The sequence below is a fragment of the Streptomyces endophyticus genome, from assembly GCF_035798155.1.
GTDB lineage: Bacteria > Actinomycetota > Actinomycetes > Streptomycetales > Streptomycetaceae > Streptomyces > Streptomyces endophyticus.
The window spans coordinates 24,069-36,305 of sequence record NZ_JAOZYC010000142.1 but is presented as its reverse complement, the minus strand read 5'-3'; the positions used below and the strand labels follow the sequence as shown (position 1 = coordinate 36,305).

At 70.4% G+C, this 12,237-nt stretch carries 10 protein-coding genes; 7 read left to right on the top strand and 3 right to left on the bottom strand.

The features are described 5' to 3' along the window. The first annotated feature begins 149 nt into the window (after window positions 1-149). The 7 genes from OKJ99_RS26665 (at window position 150) to argG (ending at window position 8,840) form a co-directional block, all read left to right on the top strand. Window positions 150-902: a GntR family transcriptional regulator gene (locus OKJ99_RS26665; RefSeq protein WP_326020082.1), complete on the top strand. Its 753-nt coding sequence runs from the start codon at window positions 150-152 to the stop codon at window positions 900-902. A 179-nt stretch (window positions 903-1,081) separates the two neighbouring features. Next, entirely contained in the window at window positions 1,082-2,809 is a 1,728-nt protein-coding gene (locus OKJ99_RS26660; protein WP_326020081.1) for a purine-cytosine permease family protein, read from the top strand. A 228-nt stretch (window positions 2,810-3,037) separates the two neighbouring features. After that, window positions 3,038-3,232, top strand: a complete 195-nt coding sequence (locus OKJ99_RS26655) for an SPOR domain-containing protein (protein WP_326020080.1) — start codon at window positions 3,038-3,040, stop codon at window positions 3,230-3,232. Window positions 3,233-3,253: 21 nt separating this feature from the next. Next, window positions 3,254-3,661: a (deoxy)nucleoside triphosphate pyrophosphohydrolase gene (locus OKJ99_RS26650; RefSeq protein ID WP_326020079.1), complete on the top strand. Its 408-nt coding sequence runs from the start codon at window positions 3,254-3,256 to the stop codon at window positions 3,659-3,661. A gap of 144 nt (window positions 3,662-3,805) precedes the next feature. Continuing rightward, window positions 3,806-4,231: an ATP-binding protein gene (locus tag OKJ99_RS26645; protein ID WP_326020078.1), complete on the top strand. Its 426-nt coding sequence runs from the start codon at window positions 3,806-3,808 to the stop codon at window positions 4,229-4,231. A 188-nt stretch (window positions 4,232-4,419) separates the two neighbouring features. Further along, window positions 4,420-7,260 carry a SpoIIE family protein phosphatase gene (locus OKJ99_RS26640; protein ID WP_407700768.1) on the top strand — a complete coding sequence of 947 codons (2,841 nt, stop codon included), beginning with the start codon at window positions 4,420-4,422 and terminating at the stop codon, window positions 7,258-7,260. Between the two features lie 134 nt (window positions 7,261-7,394). Continuing rightward, entirely contained in the window at window positions 7,395-8,840 is a 1,446-nt protein-coding gene (gene argG / locus OKJ99_RS26635) for an argininosuccinate synthase (protein ID WP_326020076.1), read from the top strand. A gap of 205 nt (window positions 8,841-9,045) precedes the next feature. On the opposite strand, the gene OKJ99_RS26630 is transcribed toward argG, so the two are convergent. Genes OKJ99_RS26630 through OKJ99_RS26620 form a run of 3 tightly spaced genes read right to left on the bottom strand, consistent with a single transcriptional unit; the run spans window position 9,046 to window position 12,235 of the window. Next, window positions 9,046-9,573, bottom strand: coding sequence for an aminoglycoside phosphotransferase family protein (locus OKJ99_RS26630; protein ID WP_326020075.1), 528 nt, complete (start codon window positions 9,571-9,573; stop codon window positions 9,046-9,048). Next, the gene (locus tag OKJ99_RS26625; RefSeq protein WP_326020074.1) at window positions 9,534-10,307 is read right to left on the bottom strand and encodes a succinate dehydrogenase/fumarate reductase iron-sulfur subunit; all 774 of its coding nucleotides are present in this window, start codon (window positions 10,305-10,307) and stop codon (window positions 9,534-9,536) included. Before OKJ99_RS26625 ends, OKJ99_RS26630 begins: the two co-directional genes overlap by 40 nt. Then, window positions 10,304-12,235, bottom strand: a complete 1,932-nt coding sequence (locus tag OKJ99_RS26620; RefSeq protein ID WP_326020073.1) for a fumarate reductase/succinate dehydrogenase flavoprotein subunit — start codon at window positions 12,233-12,235, stop codon at window positions 10,304-10,306. Before OKJ99_RS26620 ends, OKJ99_RS26625 begins: the two co-directional genes overlap by 4 nt. Window positions 12,236-12,237: the final 2 nt, after the last annotated feature.

The window sequence follows — 12,237 nt, the reverse complement described above, 5'->3', positions numbered from 1 at the left end:
CACTACCTGGGCAAAGTCGCTGCGTAAAGGCCCCTGACGCTGGAAGTCATCACATCGAGTGATTCTCTGGCCTTTGCTTGCACGCCTCAACCCACGGTTGCCACGCTGTTGCTGTCTGTCAATCTGATGGGTATCTGAGGGGACGACCAGTGACATTCGGTGAGCAGCCGGCGTATCTCCGCGTTGCGGGTGACCTCCGCAAGAAGATCGTCAGCGGCTCGCTGCAGCCGCACACCCGCCTTCCCTCACAGGCCAAGATCCGTGAGGAGTACGGGGTTTCGGACACCGTGGCCCTGGAGGCCCGCAAGGTCCTGATGGCGGAGGGGCTCGTCGAGGGCCGGTCCGGTTCGGGGACCTATGTGCGCGAGCTCCCGGTGCCGCGCCGCGTCTCCCGCTCCGGCTATCGGCCGAGCAGTGGTTCCACGCCGTTCCGGCAGGAGCAGGCCGACCCGGAGGCGCGGGGGACCTGGGAGTCGCGCAGCGAGCAGGTCGAGGCGGTCACCACCGTCGCGGAGCGGCTCGCGATCCGCTCGGGCGACCGGGTGATGCGCACCAAGTACGTGTACCGGGACGCGGGCGAGGCGATGATGCTCGCGACCTCGTGGGAGCCCCTCGCCGTGACGGGGCGTACGCCCGTGATGCTCCCGGAGGAGGGCCCGCTCGGCGGCTGCGGGGTGGCCGAGCGGATGGCCGCGATCGACGTGATTGTGGACAACGTGACGGAGGAAGTGGCCGCCCGCCCCGGCCTCGCCGAGGAGTTGAGCGCGCTCGGCGGCGTGCCGGGGCATGTCGTGATCGTCATCCACCGGACCTTCTTCGCCTCCGGCCGACCGGTCGAGACGGCCGATGTCGTCGTCCCCGCGGACCGCTACCGCATCGCGTACCACCTGCCGGTCAGATAGCCCCCGGAGCGCCCGATGTCCGGGGCGCCCCGTCCGGGCCGTGTGATCCCGAGTTAACCGCGCCCCAACTCCCGTAACAGGCAGGCAATCGAGCGCTGCCGCAGATTGTCATGTCCGGCTCCTAACTTCCCTCTCCGTACGCAGTTGGTATACCGCCGACGGAGGAACGGGTAGCCGCCATGACCGAGACCGCCGTACCCCACGCAGACCCGGCGCCCGGGCCGCCCGCAGGAGGGCCCGACGGGCGGGCCCCGAAGCGCAGTTACGCCAAGCTGGCCGCCGACGAGTCCCGCGAGGACTACTCGCTGCGCTACGCCCCGCAGTCCTACCGGCGGTGGTCGCCGACCATGGTCGCCTCCACCGCGCTCGGCGGCATCGCCTATCTCGCGGACTTCGCGATCGGCGCGTCCATCGTCTTCACCTACGGGTTCACCAGCGGACTCGCCTCGATCCTGTGCGCGGCGACGATCATCTTCACCACCGGCATCCCGATCGCCCGCGCCTGCGCCAAGTACGGCCTGGACATGGACCTGATCACCCGGGGCGCGGGCTTCGGCTACTTCGGCTCGACGCTCACGTCCCTCATCTACGCCTCGTTCACCTTCATCTTCTTCGCGCTCGAAGGCTCGATCATGGCGCAGGCGATGCACGAGGTCTTCGGACTGCCGCTGCCCATCGGGTACTTGGTGACCACGCTCATCGTGATCCCGATCGTGTTCCGCGGGATGGGCGCGCTCGCCAAGGTGCAGGCGTGGACGCAGCCGGTCTGGCTGATCGGGCTTGTCCTGCCCTTCGTGATCCTGCTCTTCAACTCGCCCGGTTCCTTCGGCGACTTCACCAGCTTCGGCGGGACCGAGGGCGCGGGCAGCGGTTTCTCCTGGATCGGCTTCGGGCTCGGCACCGGTGTCGCGCTCTCGCTCATCGCGCAGATCGGCGAGCAGGCCGACTACCTCCGCTTCATGCCGGCCAAGACGGAAGCGAACAGGAAGCGGTGGAATCTTGCCGTTCTGGCGGCGGGACCCGGCTGGGTGATCATCGGGGCCGCCAAGCAGCTCGGTGGCGCGCTCCTCGCCTTCGTGGCCCTCGAAGCGGTCGGCAAGACGCACGCGCTCGAACCCATCGCGCCGCAGGTCGAGGCGCTCAAGCCGTGGCTCGGTTCGGTCGCGCTGCCGGTCGCCGCGCTCTTCGTGGTGGTCTCACAGATCAAGATCAACGTCACCAACGCGTACAGCGGTTCGCTGTCCTGGTCGAACTTCTTCTCCCGCGTGACGCACCGGCACCCCGGCCGCGTCTGGTACATCTTCCTCAACCTCGCCATCGCGCTGACGCTGATGGAACTGAACATGTTCGCGGCCCTGAACAAGCTGCTCGGCTTCTACTCGAACGTGGGCATCGCCTGGATCGCGGCCGTCGCCGCCGACCTCGTCATCAACAAGCGGGTGGGCTGGAGCCCCAAGTACATCGAGTTCAAGCGGGCGTACCTGTACGCGGTGAACCCGGCCGGATTCGGCGCCATGGTGATCGCCTCGGTCGTCTCGATCCTCGCGTTCTTCGGGCTCTTCGGTGAGTACGCCGAGGCCTTCTCCACCTTCATCGCCGCGGGCCTCTCGCTGATCCTGTGCCCGCTCATCGCGTGGGCCACGAAGGGCAGGTACTACCTGGCGCGGCCGAACCCGGTGAACGGCCCGGACGTCGAGTTCGCGGCGGGCACCGACCTCACCGCGACCCACACCTGCACCGTCTGCGAGACCGCGTACGAACTCCCGGACATCGCGGACTGCCCGGCCCACTCCGGCCCGATCTGCTCGCTCTGCTGTTCCCTCGACGCCGACTGCGGCGACGTCTGCACCAAGAAGCCGACGGGCGAACCGGTACTGATGCCGATGCCGGAGATGCGTACGCGCTGAGGCCGTACCGGCAGGACTTGAGGGGGCGCACCCACGGGGTGTGCCCCCTCCGTTTGCTGTCCGCCTGTCCGGCCGGTGGCTTGTTGCGTATCTCTTTGTGCCAATCCGTATCCGGTGCGTAAAGGTCAGGCGTAGGCTCGGGCATATGCGGTTTGCGGTTTCCTTGGGGTTGGGAGGCAGGGCGCGATGCGAGTCGAGGCCGGGGCGGCCAGGGAGGGGCGGGGCGCGATGAACGACAGCACGACCACACTTCCGTGGCTGGTCATCCGCGAGGACGACAACGGGAACCGCTACCGGGTGGGCCGCTACGCCACGAAGGCCGAGGCCCAGCGCATGGCCGACAGTCTCGACGACCGCAGGGGCCACGAGCCGACGTACTGGGTGGAGCGCCTGGGCCAGGGGCGGAACAACACGGCGCTCTGACGGAGTCATAGGCTCCGGCGCATGCCCCCTGAGTCACCAGCACCGACCGTCGTGGTCGCCGCGGCCCTGTACGACACCGATGAGCGGCTGCTCGCCGCGCGGCGCAGCGCGCCCCCTGAGCTCGCGGGCCGTTGGGAACTGCCCGGCGGCAAGGTCGAACCGGGCGAGACGCCGGAGCGGGCGCTCGTCCGCGAGCTGCGCGAGGAACTCGGCATCGAGGCCGAACCGCTCGCCCGGGTGCCGGGTGAATGGCCCCTGAAGGCCGGATACGTACTGCGGGTCTGGCGCTGCCACCTGCGCTCCGGCGCCCCCCGCCCCCTTCAGGACCACGACGAGCTGCGCTGGCTGACGGCCGACGAGGTGTGGTCCGTGGACTGGCTCGACCAGGACGTCCCCGCGGTGAAAGAGGTCCTGCGGGATCGCGACTGACAGGGGCTCGTGGCCGCCTCCCCTGCGCCTCGCCTACGCCGTCCGTGCCACCGCGCACCCCACTTCGCGATAGTGCGCCACTCCGTCCGGGTATATCCCTATTAACCCTATGAAACCGGACAGGGTCCTTCGCGGGCCAGGGATGTGATCCGCGTGCTCCACACTGAAGGCGGCTGCGTCGAGTGGGCTTTCCCCGCCGACCCGTCGGCCGTCCGCAGGGCGCGCGCCGCCGTGCGTGGACAGCTCGTCGAATGGGAGCTCGAAGAACTCGCCGATATCGCCGCGCTGCTGGTCAGCGAGCTGGTGACCAATTCCCTGCGGTACGCGTCCGGGCCCATCGGCGTACGGCTCGCTCGCCCGCCCGACCCCGCCGGGGTCCTCCTGGTGGAGGTCTCCGACCCGTTGCCCGACCCGCCCTGCGCCCGCACCGCGGCCCCCGACGAGGAGGGCGGTCGCGGCCTGCAACTGGTGACGGAGGTGTCGCGGCGCTGGGGCACACGGCCGGGCGGGGAGCGGTCGGGAGGAAAGACCGGGAAGACGGTGTGGTTCGAGCTGGCGCTACCGGGTTAGGAAACGTCCGAGTGGGACAGACGCGGGTGTGAGGGGGGCGGGTGTGAGATGCCGTGTGTGGACGCACCCGCACCCTGGGTACGGAAACAGTCGGTCCCGACAGGCCAAAAAGCGTCGGGACCATGGTGTGATCGTGAACACCGTGTTGCGCGGCTCCGTAGTGCTGGATACTGCGTGCAGCCGCCTCGGTGACCGGTGCCGGACGCGGTGAGCTGGAGGGGACGGTTCGCGTGAGCGAGATACCAGCGAAGGGCAGGATGTCCGAGGGCCCCTCGGGCGCGGCTTCGGCGTCGCGCGCGGAGCGGGTGCCGCTGGGCGGTGACGCTTCTGATGCCGCGGGCACGGAGCGTGCGGAGCCGATCCCGGAACGGGAATCGGGCGCCCCGTCGGCTCTTCCCGAGGAGTCCTTCGGCCGGGCCGACCTCTGGCAGGCGAGCCCGCCGGGCTCGATCTACGACTACATCAAGGTCGCCTCCTTCTCGATCGGCCCCGACGGCGCCATCGACCAGTGGAGCCGGCGGGCCGCCCAGCTCTTCGGGGTCCCGTCGGAGGAGGCCGTGGGCAAGGACCCCATCGAGGCCTTCGTCCCCGCGGACCTGCGCGAGCGCGGCCACCGCAAGATGGCGGAGATCCTGGACGGGCAGGAGTGGACGGGCGCCGTCCCGTTCCGGGTGCCGGCGCCCGGACCGCCGGGGGCGACGGAAGCGGAACCGGGAGCGGAGGCGCCGTCCGGGGCGGGCGTGGGGCAGACGGGGCTCGCCGAGATCTATGTGATGCCGACGACCACCGAGTCCGGCGAGCGCGCCGCGGTGTGCATCGTCGTCGATGTGCGGACGCTGCGTCACATCGAGACCGACCTCGCGGCCTCGCAGGCTATTTTCGGCCAATCTCCCTTCGGTTTCCTGCTGTTCGGCACCGACCTCAAGGTCCAGCGCACCAACCGCACCCTCACCTCGGTCTTCGGCGGACACGTCGACGACCACCGTGGGCGCACCGTCCACGACTATCTGCCGCGGCACGAGGCGGACCGGGTGCAGGGCGCGCTGCGCCGGGTCCTGGAGACGGGGGACGCGGTCACCGACATGCAACTGGTCGGCCCCGCCCCGGAGTCCACCGAGCGGCGGCACTGGTCGATCAACCTCTATCGCGTGCACAGTGGTTCGGGCCGCCCCATCGGCGTCGCGGGCCTCGCCACCGACGTCACCCGCAGGCACGCCGCCGCGCGTGAGGCCGCGCACGCCCGCCGCAACCTGGCGCTCCTGAACGAGGCGGGCTCCCGGATCGGCAACTCGCTGGACCTGGAGACGACCGCCCGCGAACTCCTCGACGTCGTCGTCCCCGGCTTCTGCGACCTCGCCTCCGTCGACCTCTACCAGGGGCTGCTCGCGGGTGACGAGGCCCCGCCGGGCCTCGCCGACGGCAGCGCCGAACTGCGCAGGGTAGCCGCCGCGAGCGCCGTCGCCGACGTGCCGTTCCTCGATCTGGGCGGCGAGGCCCCCGTCAACGTAGGGGCGGTGCACCGCTTCTCGTTCAACTCGCCCTGTGCGCACGCCCTGCGCACCGCGCGGCCGCAGACGGTGCCCACCGAGCAGCGCGGCCTCGTGCAGTCCACGCTCGCCGTGCCGATGGTCGCGCACGACACGGTCGTCGGGCTCGTGCAGTTCTCCCGGACGAAGGGCAGCGAGCCGTTCACCGAACGGGACCGGGCGCTCGCCATGGAGCTGGCCTCGCGCGCCGCGGTCTGTATCGACAACGCGCGCCTGTACCGCAGGGAGCACGAGCGCGCGCTGATCCTCCAGCGCTCCCTGCTGCCGCCGGACGACCCGGAGGCCGCCGGGCTCGACATCGCCTGCCGCTACCGGCCGGGCAACGCCGCGACCGAGGTCGGCGGCGACTGGTTCGACGTCATCGAACTCCCCGGACACCGCACCGCGTTGGTCGTCGGAGACGTCATGGGCCGCGGACTGCGCGCCGCCGTCGCCATGGGCGAACTGCGCACCGCCGTACGTACGTTGTCCCTGCTCGACCTCGAACCGGCCGAAGTGCTCAGCGCGTTGGACGAGATCGCCCGCGGTCTCGGCACCCCCGGCGGCGCCCAGCAGGGCACCCGCCAAGCCCGCACCGCGCGCTCCTTCGGCGGCGAGGACCTCTCCGAGGTGTACCTCGCCACCTGTGTCTACGCGGTGTACGACGCGGTCACCCGGCGCTGCACGTTCGCCAACGCGGGACACCTGCCGCCGGTCCTCGTCGAACCCGGCGAGAGCGCGCTCATGCTCGACGTGCCGCCGGGGATGCCGCTCGGCGTCGGCGGCGAGCCGTTCGAGGAGGTGGAGGTGGAGCTGTCGGAGGGGTCGCTGCTCGCCCTCTACACGGACGGCCTGGTGGAGTCCCGCGACCATCCGCTCGACGAGGGTCTTTCGGCCTTCCGCAACGCGCTCGACGACCCGCCCGCCCGGCTCCCGGCCGCCGCCCCTCAACAACCGGGCTCCTCCAGGGCCTCCTCCGACGCCCTGGAGGACGTCTGCGACCACGTCCTCAACACCCTCGACACGCATCACGGCGAGGACGACATCGCGCTCCTCATGGCCCGAGTGCAGGGGCTGCCGAGCGGGAACGTCGGCGACTGGACGCTGCCGCGCGAGCCGAAGTCGGTGGGCAGGGCCCGTGAGTACGCGCGGGCGCAGCTGTCGAGCTGGGGCCTGGACAGCCTCGTCGACACGTCGGAGCTGCTGGTCAGTGAGCTGGTCACCAACGCGCTGCGGTACGGCGAGGGTGACATCAGGCTCCGCCTCCTCCTCGACCGGACGCTGGTGTGCGAGGTGTGGGACGCGGGTCTCGTGCAGCCGCGCCGCCGCCGGGCGAGGGACACGGACGAGGGCGGTCGCGGGCTTCAGCTCGTCGGGCTGCTGAGCGCCGCGTGGGGCTCGCGCCGTACGCCGCGCGGGAAGACGGTCTGGTTCGAGCTGCCGCTGCCGGACGGGGAGACGGGTCTCGCGGATCCGACGGAGGCGCTGCTCAGCCTGTTCTGACCGGCATCCGACCGGCATCCGGCCGGAACCCGACCGGCATCCGACCGGACACCCGACCGACATCCGGTGGTGACGCCGAACACATCGCCCCGACCCCCTTTGCATGGTCATGCATCATCATGCATACTCTTCCTATGTCCAAGGTCCTCACATCCCTCCCGGCCGGCGAGCGCGTCGGCATCGCCTTCTCGGGCGGCCTCGACACGTCCGTCGCCGTCGCGTGGATGCGTGACAAGGGCGCCGTCCCGTGCACGTACACCGCCGACATCGGCCAGTACGACGAGCCCGACATCGACGGCGTGCCCAGCCGAGCCAAGGCGTACGGCGCCGAGATCGCGCGTGCCGTCGACTGCAAGGACGCCCTTGTCGAGGAGGGCCTCGCCGCGCTGACCTGCGGCGCGTTCCACATCCGCTCCGGCGGCCGCGCGTACTTCAACACGACGCCGCTCGGCCGCGCGGTCACCGGCACGCTCCTGGTGCGGGCGATGCTGGAGGACGGCGTCCAGATCTGGGGCGACGGCTCGACGTACAAGGGCAACGACATCGAGCGGTTCTACCGCTACGGTCTGCTCGCCAACCCGAACCTGCGGATCTACAAGCCGTGGCTCGACGCGGACTTCGTGACCGAGCTCGGCGGCCGGCAGGAGATGTCGGAGTGGCTGGTCGAGCACGGCCTGCCCTACCGGGACTCGGCGGAGAAGGCGTACTCCACGGACGCCAACATCTGGGGTGCCACGCACGAGGCCAAGACCCTCGAGCACCTGAACGTCTCGCTGGAGACGGTCGAGCCGATCATGGGCGTCAAGTTCTGGGACCCGTCGGTGGAGATCCCCACCGAGGACGTCACGATCGGCTTCGAGAAGGGCCGCCCGGTCACGATCAACGGCAAGGAGTTCGCCTCCGCCGTTGACCTGGTGATGGAGGCCAACGCGATCGGTGGCCGCCACGGCCTGGGCATGTCCGACCAGATCGAGAACCGGATCATCGAGGCCAAGAGCCGCGGCATCTACGAGGCGCCGGGCATGGCCCTCCTGTTCGCCGCGTACGAGCGCCTGGTCAACGCGATCCACAACGAGGACACGGTCGCCCAGTACCACGCGGAGGGCCGGCGCCTCGGCCGCCTGATGTACGAGGGCCGCTGGCTCGACCCGCAGGCCCTGATGATCCGGGAGTCGCTGCAGCGCTGGGTCGGCACCGCGATCACCGGTGAGGTCACCCTGCGCCTTCGCCGCGGCGAGGACTACTCGATCCTCGACACGACGGGCCCGGCGTTCTCGTACCACCCGGACAAGCTCTCCATGGAGCGCACCGAGGACTCGGCGTTCGGCCCGGTCGACCGGATCGGCCAGCTGACCATGCGCAACCTCGACATCGCCGACTCGCGCGGCAAGCTCGAGCAGTACGCGACGCTCGGCCTCCTCGGCGAGGGCAGCCCGGTCGCCGGCGCCGCCCAGGCAGCCGTGACCGGCCTGATCGGCACCATGCCCGAAGGCGGCGCCCAGGCCATCGCCTCCCGCGGCGAAATCTCCGCGGAGGACGAGGCCCTGGACCGCGCGGCCATGGAATCCGGCACGGACTGACTCCGTCGGAAACCCGGCGCCGAAGGGGCACCCCGACCACGGGGTGCCCCTTCGCGCGTCCCGAGGCGCGTGCGGGCGGCCCTTGCCCACCCTGCCGCCCAAGGCGGCAGATTGCCCAAGGCGAGGCCATTTCAAGCCTCGCCGGCGATTGAGGCGCGGGGTCCGGGGCGGAGCCCCGTGACCGGGGTGGCATCCGCCGCAATGGTCACTGGCCACGGCGCCCCGCAGGGGCCCGCCCCGGATTCACCGCGACCTCCGCAAGGATCAGTGAGGACATCGCCCAGTCGAGCTCGGGCGGGCCCTCCTCCGCGTTCGCCCAGTCGATCACCACGGGGCCGTGCGGGGTGCGGATCACGTTGTCCGGATGCAGGTCGAGGTGGAGCACCTGCCCGCCGGGCCGCGCCGGAACGGCATGCAACTGCCTCAGCAGCGCCGCCAGTTCGCGGCCGACCTCCGCCGGACCCAGCTCGCCCCGCATCATCGCGTCCAGCTGCGTGGGCCCTTCGAGCCGCTCCAGCACCAGCTCACCGGGTGCGAGCCCCGCGTCCGTCCGTACACGGGGTGCGGGGAAACCGTGCGTGCGCACGTACGTCATGACGCCGCCCTCGCCGCGCGCGTCGAGTCCCTCGCGGTAGCGGCGCAGTACCCACTGGCCATCGAGGGCGTAGACGTCGGCGGTGCGACCGCGGCCGATCAACTCCCACCGCGGCGGCGGATCTTGTTGCCCAGCCATACCACCGGGTCGTACTTGCGGTCGGCCGCCCGCTCCTTCAGTGGGATCAGGGCGTTGTCCGTGATGTGGATGCCCTCGGGGCAGACCTCGGTGCAGCACTTGGTGATGTTGCAGTAGCCGAGGCCGTGTTCGTCCTGGGCCGTGCGTTTGCGGTCGAGGCCTTCCTCGGATGCCGCGTCCAGGGGGTGCATGTCGAGTTCCGCGACGCGCATCAGGAAGCGGGGACCCGCGAAGGCCGCCTTGTTGTCCTCGTGGTCGCGGACGACATGGCAGGTGTCCTGGCACAGGAAGCACTCGATGCACTTGCGGAACTCCTGCGAGCGGTCGACGTCCTCCTGCATCATCCGGTACTCGCCGGGGCCGACCCCGGCGGGCGGGACGAAGGCCGGGACCTCGCGCGCCTTGCGGTAGTTGAAGCCGACGTCGGTGACGAGATCGCGGACGACGGGGAAGGCGCGCAAGGGCGTCACCGTGATCACCTCGTCGCGCGTGAACACCGACATGCGCGTCATGCACATCAGGCGCGGCCGCCCGTTGACCTCCGCCGAGCACGAACCGCACTTGCCCGCCTTGCAGTTCCAGCGGACCGCCAGGTCGGGGGTCTGTGTCGCCTGTAGGCGGTGGATGATGTCGAGGACCACCTCGCCGTCGTTCACCTCGACCTTGAAGTCCTCCAGGCCGCCCCCGCCGACGTCGCCCCGCCACACCCGGAAGGCCGCCTCGTAGCTGCTCACTCGAAAAGCTCCTCTTCGGCCAGGTACTTCACCAGCTCCTCCTTCTCGAACAGGGCGAGCAGGTCGGCGCGGATGGGTTCGGTGGTCTCGCGGGTGAGCGTGATCTGACCGCGCACCGGGTCCGTGGCAGCCAACCCGCCTGTGGGGTCCCGGAGTTGGCAGAGCAGGTTCGCGCGCCGCCACTCCCGGTTCATCGCCGGATGGTCCTCGCGGGTGTGCCCGCCCCGCGACTCCGTGCGCTCAAGCGCGGCCCGCGCGACGCACTCGCTGACCAGCAGCATGTTCCGCAGGTCGAGCGCCAGGTGCCAGCCGGGGTTGAACTGGCGGTGCCCCTCGACCCCGGCCCGCCGCGCCCGCACCCGCAGATCCGCGAGCCTCCGCAGCGCCTGCTCCATCTCGGCCTCCCGCCGGATGATGCCGACCAGGTCGTTCATCGTCTGCTGGAGCTCCTGATGCAGGGTGTACGGATTCTCGGGCGTGACGCCCTCCTCCTGGCCCTCCGCCGAGAAGGGGCGAAGCGCCTCGGCCGCCGCCGTGTCGATCTGCTCGTCGGCCACGGTCGGACGCGCCGTGCGTGAGACGGCGTACGTCGCCGCGTGCAGCCCCGCCCGGCGGCCGAACACCAGCAGGTCGGAGAGTGAGTTGCCGCCGAGTCGATTGGAGCCGTGCATGCCACCGGCCACCTCGCCGGCCGCGTAGAGCCCCGGCACGCCGCGCGCCGCCGCCGTGTCCGATTCGACCGCGATGCCGCCCATCACGTAGTGACAGGTCGGCCCGACCTCCATCGCCTCGGCCGTGATGTCGACGTCCGCCAGCTCCTTGAACTGGTGGTACATGGAGGGCAGTCGCCGCCGGATGACATCCGCCGGCATGCGGGTCGACACGTCCAGGAACACGCCGCCGTGCGGCGAGCCGCGGCCCGCCTTGACCTCCGAGTTGATGGCCCGCGCCACCTCGTCGCGCGGCAGCAGTTCGGGGGGCCGACGGTTGTGGTCCGGGTCCTCGTACCAGCGGTCGCCCTCGTCCTCCGACTGCGCGTACTTCTCCTTGAAGACGTCGGGGACGTAGTCGAACATGAACCGCTTGCCCTCGGAGTTGCGCAGCACACCGCCGTCGCCGCGCACCGACTCCGTGACCAGGATCCCCTTCACGGACGGTGGCCAGACCATGCCCGTCGGGTGGAACTGCACGAACTCCATGTTGAGCAGCGGCGCCCCGGCCAGCAGCGCGAGCGCGTGCCCGTCGCCCGTGTACTCCCACGAGTTCGACGTCACCTTGAAGGACTTGCCGATGCCGCCGGTCGCCAGGACCACGCTCGGTGCCTCGATGACGAAGAAGCGCCCGCTCTCGCGTTCGTAGCAGAAGGTGCCCGAGACCTGGCCGTCCTCGTCCTTCAGGACCCGGGTGACCGTGCACTCCTGGAAGACCTTCAGGCCCGACTCGTAGTCGCCGGTCTCCTTGAAGTCCTGCTGCTGGAGCTGGACGATCTTCTGCTGGAGCGTGCGGATCAGTTCGAGGCCCGTACGGTCGCCGACGTGCGCGAGCCGCGGGTACTCGTGCCCGCCGAAGTTGCGCTGCGAGATCCGCCCGTCGCCGGTGCGGTCGAACAGGGCGCCCCAGGTCTCCAACTCCCATACGCGATCCGGGGCTTCCCGCGCGTGCAGCTCCGCCATCCGCCACTGGTTGAGGAATTTGCCGCCGCGCATCGTGTCGCGGAAGTGCACCCGCCAGCTGTCCCCGGAGTTCACATTGCCCATGGAGGCGGCGATGCCGCCCTCGGCCATCACCGTGTGCGCCTTGCCGAACAGCGACTTGCAGATCACCGCCGTACGGGCGCCCTGCTCACGCGCCTCGATCGCGGCCCGAAGACCCGCGCCACCGGCACCCACCACGACAACATCCCACTGCTGCCGCTGCACCACACTCATCA

Bases quoted from the DNA above. Each gene is read 5' to 3' on its own strand.
- OKJ99_RS26620 (WP_326020073.1), bottom strand. From the start codon at position 12,235: ATGAGTGTGGTGCAGCGGCAGCAGTGGGATGTTGTCGTGGTGGGTGCC.
- OKJ99_RS26660 (WP_326020081.1), top strand. From the start codon at position 1,082: ATGACCGAGACCGCCGTACCCCACGCAGACCCGGCGCCCGGGCCGCCC.
- OKJ99_RS26630 (WP_326020075.1), bottom strand. From the start codon at position 9,573: ATGGCTGGGCAACAAGATCCGCCGCCGCGGTGGGAGTTGATCGGCCGC.
- argG (WP_326020076.1), top strand. From the start codon at position 7,395: ATGTCCAAGGTCCTCACATCCCTCCCGGCCGGCGAGCGCGTCGGCATC.
- OKJ99_RS26650 (WP_326020079.1), top strand. From the start codon at position 3,254: ATGCCCCCTGAGTCACCAGCACCGACCGTCGTGGTCGCCGCGGCCCTG.
- OKJ99_RS26655 (WP_326020080.1), top strand. From the start codon at position 3,038: ATGAACGACAGCACGACCACACTTCCGTGGCTGGTCATCCGCGAGGAC.